11 protein-coding genes are annotated in these 13,470 nt (G+C 49.7%); 9 read left to right on the forward strand and 2 right to left on the reverse strand.

Features of this window, described 5'->3' with window-relative positions; all coding sequences use genetic code 11:
* The first annotated feature begins 41 nt into the window (after nt 1-41).
* Together ACEN2G_RS03030 and fliS are read left to right on the forward strand one after the other, a co-directional pair.
* Complete coding sequence (locus ACEN2G_RS03030; RefSeq protein WP_442019988.1) at nt 42-350, forward strand: hypothetical protein; 309 nt, start codon at nt 42-44, stop codon at nt 348-350.
* Nucleotides 351-356: 6 nt separating this feature from the next.
* Nucleotides 357-764 carry a flagellar export chaperone FliS gene (gene fliS / locus ACEN2G_RS03035; RefSeq protein WP_442019989.1) on the forward strand — a complete coding sequence of 136 codons (408 nt, stop codon included), beginning with the start codon at nt 357-359 and terminating at the stop codon, nt 762-764.
* A 401-nt stretch (nt 765-1,165) separates the two neighbouring features.
* Here the strand turns inward: fliS and ACEN2G_RS03040 are convergent, their stop codons facing one another.
* Both ACEN2G_RS03040 and ACEN2G_RS03045 read right to left on the reverse strand, forming a co-directional pair.
* Entirely contained in the window at nt 1,166-2,107 is a 942-nt protein-coding gene (locus ACEN2G_RS03040; protein WP_442019990.1) for an Abi family protein, read from the reverse strand.
* 325 nt (nt 2,108-2,432) lie between these two features.
* Nucleotides 2,433-3,625 (reverse strand): IS3 family transposase gene (locus tag ACEN2G_RS03045; RefSeq protein ID WP_442019991.1). Its coding sequence is split into 2 segments (ribosomal slippage): nt 2,433-3,328 and nt 3,328-3,625, totalling 1,194 coding nucleotides; the frame shifts between segments, so codons are not numbered across the junction.
* Nucleotides 3,626-4,592: 967 nt separating this feature from the next.
* On the opposite strand from ACEN2G_RS03045, the gene ACEN2G_RS03050 reads away from it, so the two are divergent.
* The 7 genes from ACEN2G_RS03050 (at nt 4,593) to fliH (ending at nt 13,443) form a co-directional block, all read left to right on the forward strand.
* On the forward strand, nt 4,593-6,047 hold the full coding sequence (locus tag ACEN2G_RS03050; protein ID WP_442019992.1) for a sigma-54 dependent transcriptional regulator: 1,455 nt from the start codon (nt 4,593-4,595) through the stop codon (nt 6,045-6,047).
* Between the two features lie 594 nt (nt 6,048-6,641).
* The gene (locus ACEN2G_RS03055) at nt 6,642-7,631 is read left to right on the forward strand and encodes a sensor histidine kinase (RefSeq protein WP_442019993.1); all 990 of its coding nucleotides are present in this window, start codon (nt 6,642-6,644) and stop codon (nt 7,629-7,631) included.
* A gap of 188 nt (nt 7,632-7,819) precedes the next feature.
* Complete coding sequence (locus tag ACEN2G_RS03060) at nt 7,820-9,259, forward strand: sigma-54-dependent transcriptional regulator (protein ID WP_442019994.1); 1,440 nt, start codon at nt 7,820-7,822, stop codon at nt 9,257-9,259.
* Between the two features lie 237 nt (nt 9,260-9,496).
* Complete coding sequence (fliE, locus tag ACEN2G_RS03065; protein ID WP_442019995.1) at nt 9,497-9,811, forward strand: flagellar hook-basal body complex protein FliE; 315 nt, start codon at nt 9,497-9,499, stop codon at nt 9,809-9,811.
* Between the two features lie 11 nt (nt 9,812-9,822).
* Nucleotides 9,823-11,532 (forward strand): flagellar basal-body MS-ring/collar protein FliF, encoded by a 1,710-nt coding sequence (gene fliF / locus ACEN2G_RS03070; protein ID WP_442019996.1) that lies wholly within the window; start codon nt 9,823-9,825, stop codon nt 11,530-11,532.
* On the forward strand, nt 11,525-12,571 hold the full coding sequence (gene fliG, locus ACEN2G_RS03075) for a flagellar motor switch protein FliG (protein ID WP_442019997.1): 1,047 nt from the start codon (nt 11,525-11,527) through the stop codon (nt 12,569-12,571). Before fliF ends, fliG begins: the two co-directional genes overlap by 8 nt.
* Complete coding sequence (fliH, locus tag ACEN2G_RS03080) at nt 12,568-13,443, forward strand: flagellar assembly protein FliH (RefSeq protein WP_442019998.1); 876 nt, start codon at nt 12,568-12,570, stop codon at nt 13,441-13,443. Before fliG ends, fliH begins: the two co-directional genes overlap by 4 nt.
* Nucleotides 13,444-13,470: the final 27 nt, after the last annotated feature.

Here is a 13,470-nt window from a genome sequence, read left to right on the forward strand (position 1 = left end):
CATGTTATCTAAATTTTAATTTGCATTGTAAAGGAAAGCTAATGTCGGAACGTTTTTTGCAAGAACTTGCTGAACTCGATAAGGCGCTATTTATTGCGCTGCAAGTGGAGCTTGGTGAGTTTGACGATGAAGCGTTTGATAAGCATTTGCAGCAGCGTGCCGCTTTAGTACAGCAAGTGGCGGCACAAGGCTCAGCCACGCAGACGCAAGTGCAAGATATTATTGAGCGTTCTCGCAAGCTTAGCAGCTTAGCTGAAACAGTTAAGGCTAAGCTTGGCGAACAATTATCTACCATTCAAAAAGGTCGGCGCTCTCAGCAGGCCTATCAAAGCGTAAAATATCAGGAGTAAGCAGTAATGGCAGGTCCTATGCGTGGCTCAATGAGAGCTTATAAATCAGTAGCGTTAGACAGTCAAAAAACCGTGGCCTCGCCGTACCGCATCGTACAAATGCTGTTAGCTGGCGCGCTAGAGCGCTTAGCGAAGGCTAAAACTGCGATAGAGCATAAAAACTATGCCCAACGTGGCGAGCTGATTAGCTCTACCATGATGATTATTGACGAACTGCGCTTGTCTCTAGATTATGAAGATGGCGGCGAGATTGCGACTAATCTTGGCGGTTTATATGACTTTATGATGTCGGAGTTAATTAGTGTTAACTTAACCAACGATGTGAGTAAGTTAGAAAGCATAAGCGGCTTGCTACGTGGCATTAAAGAAGGCTGGGATGCCATCCCTGTGAATCAACAAGAAGTGCCTGCTTAAAGACTACTGGTTATTAGTAAAGGGTGAAGTGTAAAGCGTGAAGGGGTAAACCTAACACTTTACTTTCGCCCTTTATTGTTTCTGGCGTTTCGTTAGTGTATCTGTAACCCAACCCCTAAAGATAAAAGACCTCTTCGCAACGGAATCCGCGCCTCTTTATTTATGAGAAGCACAGAAAAATTAAGATGAGATAAGGGCGAAAAGTGCCAAAATATTTATTGACCCACTCTTTTTACTCAACACTCAACACAGCCCTGTGCTTACCGCTTCAAGCTTATAGCTTCCGAAGAGTCCTATTTTTTCGTGCTTCTCATAAATTAAAAGGAGTGTCTCTCGTAACAAGGAAGCATTGCAAAAAGGTTTTGGTGTAGTTGGTTGGAATACGGCTAAGTGAGTTATTCTTATTCTTGTTGCCAGATTGACCGCGCTTGCCAATCGGCTGGAAAGCCCATGCGATTAATGTCTATCTGATGTGTATCGAGTAGACTTTTTAAGCGTTGCTTCCAATGATGATCACCGCTTATCACGTCCATTAAATATCCCAACATAACCAAGGTGTTGTAAATTTTGCGCAGCCGTCTGTCACTATCCGGTAGAGTAAATAAGCCGTTAATTAACGCTTCTTCACCATGACGTGGCAGCATTGTTGTTTTGGTAAAATCTCGATTCCACAAACGGGAATGATGTGCGCTTAGGTTCCGAACTAACGATAGGTGTTCACAAAATGAGATAAGCGTTTTTTCATCCAGCCCATAACTTTTGCTGATTATCTGCCTGTCGGCGCGCAATTTGATATTACTCAGCCAGCGCGAGAGTTGCCCCATGGTAAGCAGTTCGACGCAAGCCCAAATTGGAGGTAAAGGTTCTTGGTACTTTTGCGTTAAATGTTTAATAAACTCTTCACGACTTCGTTTTACGTCACCGCTTAATTTCCCCAAACTATTAGCGTACTCCAGCAAGTCACCAAATAGTTCAGGCTTTAGATGCGGGTGTGCTGTGTTATATCTATGACTAAGCTGGTAAGCAATTTGGATCCGCAACGAAACTTCAAAACGTTCAATAGCATCAAGTACCAGTAGCCTTAATTCCCGGTCAAAAACATAAAGGTTTAAAATATCATCAAAACTAGTGCCAACTATAAATTGGTGCGTGGCGTGGTCTTGCTCGAAAGGCAAACAATAAGCGGCAAAACGATAGTAGTTAAGCTGCGTTAAATAGAACTGCGCTTTAACAATATCGGTGATCTCTAAACCTCGCTGTAGCAGTAAGCTTACTTGGTCAGGAAATAACGTTGGCGATTTAGTAAAGGCAACTTTAGCGGATGATCTTGGCTGGCGGCTCATCTTACGCCCTCGCAGGTTTTGCATGGCCCAGAGACGAGTAACCCCTCACAGGGCGCTGATCTGACGGGTAGCGGGAGGGGTGTTGTTACTTCAATAATAACCCCAAGCTTGTCAAAGTCAATATGAGTCACTTCTGTCTCCATGGTGATCGGACGTCATATGCTGGAACTTCACAGAAAGGTGGCATGCAATCCCCGTTGAACAGCAAGCCGTACCTGCATAAGCGAGCTCTACTGTTAGTAAAGGCTGCTAGTAAAGGGTGAAGTGTAAAGAGTGAAGGGTTAAACCTAACGCTTGGAATGGCCCGACTAAAGTAGACACCTATTTATGCAGCATTAAGTTGCTGCGCATATGCGTTGGGGGTTAATCCTCCCAGCGCAGTGTGTCGTCTTACTTTGTGGTAATACTGCGTGATGTAGAAGTGTATTTCTTCTGTCATCTCTTTGCGAGCCAGCAGACCTAAACGACGGGTCCATTCCTTCTTCAATAAAGAAAAAAAACTTTCTGCACAGGCATTATCCCAGCAGTTTCCCCGACGAGACATGCTAATAGTCACCTTCCGTTTAGTCAGCCAAGCCATCGTCGCCGTGCAATGATATTGGCTACCTTGGTCTGAGTGAAACATCAGTTCACTCCCATCAGGCTTCTGTTTCGCCCAAGCTTGCTTTAAGGCCTTAATCACTAATTCAGCGCTATTAACCGGCCCTTGAGCCTTGCCAACCACCTGTCGGGTAGCAAGGTCGATTATCACCGCCAGATAGAGCCAGCCTTCTTCACAGCGTATCTGAGTAATATCTGACACCCATACACGGTTCTCCTGAGCAACTGTAAACTGTCGGTTAAGTAGGTTAGGTGTCGCCGCGATACCCGGGTTATGTTTACGGTGCCCAGGCTTAGGCGCAACACAAGAACGGTAACCTGCGCCCTGTAAGAGGCGTTGCACTTGATTTTTACCGCAGGCAAAGCCTCGGTCGACCGCTTCGCTCCACAATTTCCGATAACCCGCGATACCGTGCTGCTGTTTCGCTTCCGCTAATAAAAAGGTGAGCAAACTGCGGTGACGCTGCGTTTGAGCCGCAGGCTCCCATTGGCGTTGTTGCCAACGATAATAACCGGCACGTGATACTTCAAGTACGTTACACATCACCAGCACTGTCCAACTCGCGCTGCGATACTGGTCGATGAAAGCAAATTTTATCGACGTGTCTTGGTAGCGTACTCTTCCAGCTTTTTTAGGATGTCGAGCTCCAGCTCTGCACGCGCTAACTTCTTCTGGAGACGTTTGTTTTCTCGCTCCAACTGGCTCAAACTTTTATCAGGGCCTATATTTTCAACGGGTTTATCTTGCTTTGAATCAGATTTATCCATTACCCACTTTCGTCGCCAACGGCTTAATATGTTTGGATGCACCCCAATCTCACTGGATATTTCAGCGACGGTTTTAGGTGATGAAACAGAAAGCTTAACGGCTTCTCGCTTAAATTCATTACTAAATTTACGTTTGGTTCGAAATTGCATACCCTTCCTCACTTTGAAGAAGTGTCTACTTTTTTGGTGGCATTCCAGCTTTACCTTCGCCCTTTATTGTTTCTGGTGTTTCGTGGAGCAGACCGAGATTAGGGGTAGGGGGTAGGGATTTTTTGCCACGGAATCCACGGAACCCACAGAAAAATTAAGATGAGATAAGGGCAAAAAGTGCCAAATAATCTTATTGGTAAGGGCCAGCCCTTCGGGGAGCTGTAAGATAGAACAAAACCTGTAGCCATAGGACAAACGCTGTCATTGCGAGCGTAGCGCGGCAATCCATTCTGCACGCCTGCACAGGGTCCCAACCATGGATTGCCGCGTCGTTACACTCCTCGCAAGGACGAAAGGGTTTGGCTCTGACCGTTTTTATGCCGTCATCGCGAGTGCTGCGCGGCAATCCATTGTTTGGCTTCGGGCCTACTTTTTTGGTCCAATGAATTGGACCCTACAAAACCACAGGCATCGGTTTGGTTTTACGTAAGGCGTACAACGTAAAGCATATGGCAGCCTGTTCATAGATTGCCGTGTCGCTGCGCTCCTCGCAATGAACGGTTTTAACTTAACATTCAACACTAAAAAATCAACACTGCCCTGTGTTTCCGCCTTTGGCGAAATGCGAGAGCAAGCGTTCGCCTACAAAACACCGATCTGTAGCTTGAGCTATTTTTTAGATCTTACCCCATTAAATTTTTCAGATTTGATCTCTATTTTTCCGTGGATTCCGTGTTCTTCCGTGGCAAAAATATCTTTAGGTTTGATCTAGATCAATCTCAGGTGGTTTGAGCGCCTAGCTTAACTCGAGTTTTTTTGACGCTTGTGTCAGAATTACGACATCTGGTGTGTACATGCGTTTTTACAATGTTATGCTGTGTTTAATGCAAAGCAACATTTTGCTGTAATAAAAAGCTGCAATAAAAACATCTGTAATAACTAACTGAATTGTAAGGACATAATTCCTATGAGCTTTAATAGCTGCGTTTTGATCATGGATCACAATCAGGAACGACGCTTAAAGCTCGAGGCCATACTGTCTTTTATGCAGGTGGAATGGCGAAGTGGTAGCCGAGCGGAAGATCATGCTTGGTTACAGAACCAGCCACAAAATATGACGGTATTGGTCGGAGACACGGATGTGTCTTTGAATGAGCTACTCGAAACATTTCCGCATCACGCCTTTATTAGCTTAACGGCGGCGCACAGCCATTTGCCTAATTTGTTAGGTACTTTAACCTCGCTGACTTATGACGAACTCACCTCGCTGTTATTACAGGCGCAAAATTGGCAACCTGTATTGATATCAAACGATAAAGACTGTCGGTTGCACGAGTTGTTGATTGGCGATAGTGGCGTTATGTGCGATGTAAAAAACCTGATCCGACAAGTGGCCAACAAGCCTGCTAACGTACTGTTGTTGGGTGAGTCGGGCACCGGTAAAGAAGTGATCGCGCGTGCTATTCATTTGTTGTCTTTGCAGTGTGATGGGCCTTTTGTGCCAATTAACTGCGGTGCTATTCCTGCTGAGTTATTAGAAAGTGAGTTGTTCGGCCATGAGAAGGGTGCGTTTACGGGTGCGGTGTCGGCCCGTAAAGGTCGTTTTGAGCTGGCCGAAGGCGGCACGCTGTTTTTAGATGAAATTGGCGATATGCCGTTGCCGATGCAGGTAAAACTGCTGCGCGTATTGCAAGAGCGCACCTTTGAGCGGGTAGGCGGCACGAGGCCGATTGCCGCTAAAGTGCGGGTAATTGCCGCTACGCATCGCGACCTTGAGCAGATGATTTATGAACAGCGTTTTCGTGAAGACTTATATTACCGCTTAAATGTATTCCCGATTGAAGCTCCGGCTTTGAGCGCGCGCCAAGAAGATATTCCGCTGTTGCTCAATGAACTGATTAGTCGTCATCGTACTACCCATAACGCCGAATTATCATTTTCGTCTGAGGCCATAGAGTCGCTGCAACAATGGCATTGGCCGGGTAACGTGCGCGAGTTGTCAAACTTGGTGGAGCGGATGTTTATTTTATGCCCCAACCAAGTGGTGCAGTTAGGGGATTTGCCCGTTAAATATCGGGCGGTATCTAATGCACAACTAATAGTGCGCCCCTTTGATGAGCTAGACGAGCGCGATGCGTTGTCGGCCATGTTTCAGTCTAACGATGAATTTGCGGGTGAAAACGAAGCCGACTTTTTTGATTTTCAAACCTTGGATGACTTAGAAGAAGAGGCGGATTTTATGGCGCCTACTTTGTCGACCGATGGCGTTAATTTAAAAGACATGTTGGCTAACATTGAAATGGACATGATTAGCCAATCGTTGGACGTGAATGACGGCATCGTCGCCCGCGCCGCGGAACACTTAGGCATGCGCCGCACTACCTTGGTCGAGAAGATGAAAAAATACGGCATCACTAAGTGAGAGCGCCGAGCGCCCGGCGCCAAGCACCAAGCTAAACACTAAATCTAAACCTGCTTTTGCCACGGAATACGCGGACAAGCCGCAAGTGTTGAGTTAAGCTTTTTCATTCAAACCATCCTGCTTCGCAGGACCCGCGAACAAGTTGCGGGCTACAAGAGCCTGTGGTTGTAGGCGAACGCTTGCTCTCGCATTACGCCGCAGGCGTAACCTAAAACCGGCCGGCGGTCGCGGCCTCAAGTTATATCAATCCCAGTAAAAAGGCACCGCACTTGTAGTCCCACGCTTTAGGAATTGATGCTCACCATTTCAGCCTACTGCGAATATTCACTGGATATTCGATTAAACTGGAATGATTCGTCACGGCGAGACGAGCTCTCCCCTGCGAAGCAGGATGGTCTAAAATATTCCCGCTGAGACGGGAGTGCCAGCTAAAGCGGCACACTACAAAAGACAGTGTTTCTTTACCTCCTCACGCCTCACTCTTTACCCTTCACGGGACAGGCTGGCATGCTTATTGAATGAACAGCCTATAATCCCCTGAATTTTCTTCCTATGCCTGATAATGCGACAGCTGTGCTGCCTGACACCTTTTGTATGACTGCTTTAGTGAATGCTATGCCGAGTGGCGTGGTGTGGCTGGATGGACGGGGGCGGGTGGCGTTAGTGAATCCGGCGGCGCAACGACTCTTGGCTGCATCGCTGGGTGAGCCGCTACAAAATAAGCCGCTATTAGGTGAGGCATGGTCTGCTGTAATCCAACGAGTATTTGCGCCGCAGCCAGATGATGGTTTGCAGGTGTCGCTTAAAGATGGCCGCCGTATTCAGTTGGCCATATCTCATATTGAAGGTCAGCCTGGCCAGTTAATTCAACTTACCGATCTTACGCCGACTCGCGCTTGGGTAGAGCAGCAAAGTCATGCCCAGCGCTTAGCGGCACTGGGCCAAATGGCCGCCACACTGGCTCACCAAATTCGCACGCCTTTGTCTGCAGCCATGTTATATGGTGCCAATTTAGCGGCGCCGCAGTTAACAGAAACACAGCGCAGCCAGTTTCAACGGCGTTTAATCGACCGGCTCAATGATATTGAGCGCCAAATAAGCGACATCTTATTATTTGCTAAACCCGAACAGGGCCCATTAGCGGACAGCCTAGCGCTCAGTGAGTTATTACCCGAGTGTGTGGAGGCGGCAAATGCTTTGCTCGTACCCAAAGGCGTGACGCTTGCCTTAAGCCTGTCAGAGATTAGCCGCAGTCAAAGCCAAGTATTGGGTAACAGCCATGCGCTAAAAGGCATAGTGCTGAACTTATTAGAAAATGCCGTGGATGCCGGTGCCTCTGAGTTGCACCTTGAGTTGGTGGTGGCAGAGCGTGAGCTAGAAATTCGGCTGCAGGATAACGGTAAGGGGATGGACGCTAATCTCGTGAAAAACATCTTCACCCCGTTTTTTACCACCCGCAGCCAAGGCACAGGCTTAGGCTTGGCGGCGGTGGCAGCAGTGATGCGCGCCCATCAAGGGCGAGTATCGGTGCAGTCACAGCCCGGGCAGGGCAGTTGTTTCAGCCTGTGGCTGCCTTTGGCGTGAAGAGTCAAGAGTTAAGGGTGAAGAGGACGACATGGAAATGATGATACCTAATGATCTGCACCTAAAGGTTCGTTGTATTAGCTTGTCCGCTTCACACCTCCCTCATCACGCTTCACTGGGCTTAGGTGTTATCTCGTTCGCTTTACTCTTCACCCTTTACCCTTCACAAATATTAAGGAGGCCTATCCATGACTTATGACGTGCAGCCCGATGTGGTTGATATCTTATTAGTAGAAGACGATGCGGGCTTACAACAAGCGCTACAAGATACGCTTTTGCTGGCGGGCTTTTCGTGTGCCACCGTCGACAGTGCCGAAGTTGCGATAGTGTGGTTGCAACATAATGCGGCCAAGTTAGTGATCACAGACGTGCAAATGGCGGGCATGGATGGCTTAGGTTTACTGGATTGGATTAACCGCCGCATTCCCGGCTTGCCGGTGTTGGTGATGACGGCCTATGCCCAAGTGTCGGGGGCGGTGGCGGCCATACGAGCGGGCGCCGTGGATTATTTGGCTAAACCCTTTACGCCGGATGCGCTCTTGACTGTGGTCTCGCGCCATATTACTCAGCCCGTGCTGGATGATGGCAATCCCGTAGTGGGCGATGCCAGCAGTATTCAACTGTTGCAGTTGGCCACTCGGGTGGCCGAGTCTGGTGCCAGTGTGATGATCAGCGGGCCCAGCGGTACCGGAAAAGAAGTGTTGGCGCGCTTTATTCATCAAAAGTCTGAGCGCGCCAAGGCGGCGTTTGTGGCCATTAACTGCGCGGCCATTCCCGATAATATGCTAGAAGCCACGTTATTTGGTTATGAAAAAGGTGCCTTTACCGGCGCCGTGCAGGCTAATCCCGGTAAGTTTGAGCAAGCCAATGGCGGCACTATCTTGTTGGATGAAATTACCGAGATGGACTTAAACCTGCAGGCTAAATTACTGCGGGTGCTGCAAGAGCGAGAAGTAGAGCGCTTGGGTGGGCGTAAAACCATTGCACTGGATGTGCGGGTGTTAGCGACCAGTAACCGTGATTTGCGCCAAGCGGTGGCGGAGGGGCGCTTTCGTGAAGACTTATTTTATCGCTTAAACGTGTTTCCGCTGCATTGGCCGGCGTTAGCCGAGCGGCCCGGCGACATAGTGCCGTTGGCGGAATATTTGCTGCAGCGTTATGCCAAAGAGTTAGGTCGTAGCCAGTTACAATTGGGCGAGTCTGCGAAAGCGCGTTTGTTGGCTTGGCAGTGGCCGGGTAACGTGCGTGAGCTGGGCAACGTGATTCAGCGCGCCTTGATTTTGGCCCAAGGCCAAGTGATTGAAGCACAAGATATCTTGCTGGATGAATTACTGACGCCTGCGCCTGCCGTTCAGCCTTTGAGTGCAAACCCCTGTGTGCCGGTTGCGGAGTTAGCAGTTAATGAGGCGAGTAGTGCTTATGGTGCCAGTGAGTCAGCAGGCGAAGTGAATAAAGCGGCGGCTACGGATTTGAGCCAAGAGTTGGCCAGCCAAGAGCAGCAAATAATTTGGCAGGCGCTGCAAGCGCATGACGGTAGCCGGCAACTTGTTGCCGAACAGCTAGGCATAAGCCCGCGCACCTTGCGCTATAAGCTGGCGCGGATGCGCGAAGCGGGCATGGAAGTGTAATGAGCTTAAAGCCGAAAGCTGGAAGCGAGAAATAAGAGGGCGCGAGTCTATAGGCGGTGAGATTATTTTAACTTCCGGCTTCTAGCTTAACACTTTCTCTTAGCTGTGTTTTCTACCTCATAGACTATATACTGGCCGCTCGTTGCCTTTTTTAGTCTGTCTAGCTGGCATTAAGATTGCATGCAACTGTTAGATGTGATGATTACCTTCCCCCTATAGATTCAGGAGCCTCGGCATATGGATATTCAAGCAACCGGCTTATTATCAGAAATGCAGGCCATGCGCAGTGAACTGCAACCGTTGGCGGCACCTAATACAATTGTTCCCAAGCATGATTTTGCCTCCTTGCTTTCTGATGCGGTAAACAACGTAAACGGCTTGCAGCAGAGTGCTGGTGACTTGAGTAACCGTTTTGAACTAGGTGATGAGAGTGTCAGTTTAGAAGCGGTGATGATTGCCGGTCAAAAATCCAGCATTGCCTTCGATGCGACCGTGCAAGTGCGCAATAAGGTCGTTGAAGCCTACAAAACCATTATGAATATGCCGGTATGAGGACGTGATTGGTGGCTGATAATCCGTTGGTAACTACCGACAAAACCGCCCTTACCACCACAGAGGCTAATTCTCTGGAGGCGGAAGAGCAAAAGAGCACGCCGTTTGCGCTGTTGGGTAATACCGATGTGTTACGTCAGGTAATTATCGTATTGGCGCTGGCTATTTGTTTGGCGCTGGCGGTGTTTTTGTTGCTGTGGGGCAAAGAGCCCGAGATGCGCCCGCTCGGCATGTACAATAATCAGGAACTCATTGAGACCCTTGATTATTTAGATGCTCAAAAAATCGAATATAAGATTGAAGGCAACACCGTCTTGGTGCGTGCCGATCATTTCTCAGATATTCAACTCAATTTACGTCGTTCTGGCCTGCAGCAAGCCCCGCCAGAAGGCGATGCCATTCTGTTATCCGATCCCGGTTTTGGTATCAGTCAACGCTTAGAGCGTGAACGCTTAAACCTGAGCCGTGAGCGCCAATTAGCCCGTGTGATTGAACAATTCAACAGCGTGAGTAAGGCGCAAGTGCTGTTGGCTATTCCCCGTGAAAACGTGTTTGTGCGCGATAAACGTCAACCCAGCGCCACCGTATTGGTGAACTTGCGCCGTGGCAGCACGCTGCGCCAAGAAGAAGTGGACTCTATCGTCGATACCGTGGCCTCAGCCGTGCCTGAGATGACCCCCGATAAAGTCACTGTGACCGATCAAAACGGCCGACTATTAAATTCAGGTTCGCAAGATCCGCTCTCGGCGCGTAACCGTCGAGAATTTGAACTGCAGCAAAAGCAAGAACGCGAATACCGTCAAAAAATCGACTCTATCCTGAGCCCCGTATTGGGCATAGGTAACTACACCGCAGAAGTGGATGTGCGTCTCGACTTTACCCGCACCGAACAAACCGTTAAGTCTTTTAATCCGGACCTGCCAGCGGTGCGCTCCGAGATGGTGATGGAAGACACGAGTTCGGGCCTGGGCGCGTTAGGCATTCCGGGTGCGCTGACTAATCAGCCGCCGGGTGAGTCAGATATTCCCGAAGATGCCGCTAATGCCAACACCCAAGAAAAGCGCAGTAATGATCGCTCGCGAAAAGAAGCGACCCGTAACTTTGAACTGGACACCACCATTAGTCACAGCCAAAACGCCACCGGTGATGTGCGTCGTTTAACCGTGTCGGTTGCCGTGGATCATAAAGATGTGGTGGCTGAAGACGGTACCGTGACCCGCGTGCCGTTAAATGAAGAAGAGCTGGTGCGGATCGACCGTTTATTGCGCGGCGGCTTAGGTTTTGATGTAAGCCGGGGTGACGCCATCGAAGTGGTGGCCGTGCCCTTTAACCGCCCTGTGATGGATGATATTACCGGCACGCCGTTTTATCAGCAGGCGTGGTTTTTACACATGTTACGCATCTTAGGTGCCGTGATTGTGCTGGTGGTGTTATTACTCACCTTGGTGCGGCCCATGGTGCGCCGTTTGTTGGGCAGCGAAGATTTGCCTGAGGAATTTGATTTAGACGGCCAAAATGCGCTGTTAGGCAGTGATGATCTCACGCTGTTAGCTCAACAGGCCGAGCAAGATGAAGGTATGTTTGGTATTCGCGAAGGGCGCTTGCAGCTGCCGGATCTGAATAAAGATGAAGACGTGCTGTCGGCCATTCGGGCCTTGGTGGCTAACGAGCCAGATTTGGCGGCACAAGTGATCAGAGATTGGGTGAAAGCCGATGAGTAGTACCGAACAGCTAATGGTGACCGATGAGCAGCGTAAGTTGCTCAATAATATGACCGGCACCGAAAGAGCTGCGCTCTTGATGTTAAGCCTGCGCGAAGAAGACGCCGCGCAAATATTTCGCCATCTCGACCCTAAACAAGTGCAACGGCTCGGCATGAAAATGGCGGGAATGGGCGATTTTGGCCCAGAGCGGGTGGGCGCGGTACATAGATTATTTATCGAAGATATTCAGCGCTTTACCAAAATTGGCGTCGGCAGCCAAGACTTCGTGCGTAACGCGCTGGTGGCGGCGCTGGGTGAAGATAAAGCCGGACGCTTGGTGGATCAGATCTCGGCCGGGGCGGGCTCACGCGGGCTGGACTCACTGAAGTGGATGGATGCGCGCCAAGTGGCCGGCATTATCTTGAACGAGCACCCGCAAATTCAAACCATAGTGCTGTCGTACCTAGACCCTGAGCAGGCAGCTGAAATTTTGCAGCAATTTGCCGAGCCAGTACGCCTCGATTTGGTGATGCGCATCGCCGAGTTAGAAGAAGTGCAGCCCGCGGCCTTGCAAGAGCTGAACGACATCATGGAAAAACAATTTGCCGGCCAAAGTGGCGCCAAAGCCGCGAAAATGGGCGGCTTGAAGGCGGCTGCTAACATCATGAACTATCTGGATACTTCTATCGAGGGCACCTTAATGGATGCGATTCGTGATGAAGACGAAGAAATGAGCATGAAGATCCAAGACTTGATGTTTGTGTTCGAAAACCTGATCGACGTGGACGACCGTGGCATACAAATGCTGCTGCGTGAAGTGAACGGAGAACTGTTACAGCGCGCATTAAAAGGCGCAGACGATCAGCTTAAAGATAAGTTTTTAAAGAATATGTCTAAACGTGCCGCGGAATTACTGCAAGACGACTTAGAAGCCATGGGGCCGGTGCGCGTCAGCGACGTAGAGCTGGCGCAAAAAGAAATCTTGGCGGCGGCAAGGCGCTTGGCCGATAGCGGCGAGCTGATGCTGTCTAAAGGCGGCGGAGACGACTTCGTATGAGTCGCAATCCTTATGGCGTTAAGCCCGGGCGCATCCCTACCGGCCTTAATACCGACTTAAGCAGAGAGTTAGACAGAGAATTAGCAGCTGGACCCTCATCCGACAGCTGGCCTTGGCCGGAATTGTCTGGGCATCAGGCTTTGCCGCCCGCAGCCGAGCCCACCCAAGCGCTGAATATTAAACGCCACGTCGATGTGGTTCATGATCAGCCAGAAGATACGCATGAGCCCGAGCCCCTCACCGCAGAAGCGCTAGAAGAAATTCGCCAAGCCGCCTATGAAGAAGGGTTTGAGCAAGGCAAGCAAGAAGGCACGTTAGTGGGCCAAGAAGAAGGGCGCTTAACCGGCTTGCAGCAAGGCCATGAAGCCGGGCTCGCTCAAGGCATAGAGCAGGGCTTGAGTGAGGGTAGCGCGCAAATTGACGCCCAAGTAAAGCTGTGGGAGCAGTTAATCGGCCAGCTGCAAGCGCCCTTGGCGCAGGTTGATAAAGTCGTCGAGCAAAGCTTAGTGACGCTGGCCCAAGAGCTGGCGCGCAATTTATTGAAAACTGAGGCCACTACCTCGCCGCAGCTGCTCTTGGCCACGGTACAAGAGGCCATGTCTGCTTTGCCGAGCGCCGATAATCACGGGGACACCACACGTATTACCTTGTATTTGCATCCAGAAGACTTAGCTGTGTTAGAACAGCATTTTGATGAACGCAGCATAGCTGCGCGCCACTGGCAGTTGATCAGTGAACCCGCTCAAGCTCGCGGTGATTTACGGGTAAAAACCGCCCTTTCTGAGCTGGACGTGAGTCTGGCGCGACGCATCGATGAGTTAATGGCGAATTTCCTTAAAGCCAATTGGACTCGATTCCATGGCGCAGAATAGCGACATGGCACCCAATAGCTATATGCC

The sequence above is a fragment of the Oceanisphaera sp. W20_SRM_FM3 genome, from assembly GCF_052119705.1.
Classification (GTDB): Bacteria; Pseudomonadota; Gammaproteobacteria; order Enterobacterales; family Aeromonadaceae; genus Oceanimonas.

What these genes read in the sequence shown, in the direction of transcription:
- ACEN2G_RS03055 (WP_442019993.1), top strand. Translation starts at nt 6,642, where the DNA reads ATGACTGCTTTAGTGAATGCTATGCCGAGTGGCGTGGTGTGGCTGGAT.
- ACEN2G_RS03060 (WP_442019994.1), top strand. Translation starts at nt 7,820, where the DNA reads ATGACTTATGACGTGCAGCCCGATGTGGTTGATATCTTATTAGTAGAA.
- ACEN2G_RS03030 (WP_442019988.1), top strand. Translation starts at nt 42, where the DNA reads ATGTCGGAACGTTTTTTGCAAGAACTTGCTGAACTCGATAAGGCGCTA.
- fliG (WP_442019997.1), top strand. Translation starts at nt 11,525, where the DNA reads ATGAGTAGTACCGAACAGCTAATGGTGACCGATGAGCAGCGTAAGTTG.
- ACEN2G_RS03040 (WP_442019990.1), bottom strand. Translation starts at nt 2,107, where the DNA reads ATGAGCCGCCAGCCAAGATCATCCGCTAAAGTTGCCTTTACTAAATCG.
- fliH (WP_442019998.1), top strand. Translation starts at nt 12,568, where the DNA reads ATGAGTCGCAATCCTTATGGCGTTAAGCCCGGGCGCATCCCTACCGGC.
- fliS (WP_442019989.1), top strand. Translation starts at nt 357, where the DNA reads ATGGCAGGTCCTATGCGTGGCTCAATGAGAGCTTATAAATCAGTAGCG.
- fliE (WP_442019995.1), top strand. Translation starts at nt 9,497, where the DNA reads ATGGATATTCAAGCAACCGGCTTATTATCAGAAATGCAGGCCATGCGC.
- ACEN2G_RS03050 (WP_442019992.1), top strand. Translation starts at nt 4,593, where the DNA reads ATGAGCTTTAATAGCTGCGTTTTGATCATGGATCACAATCAGGAACGA.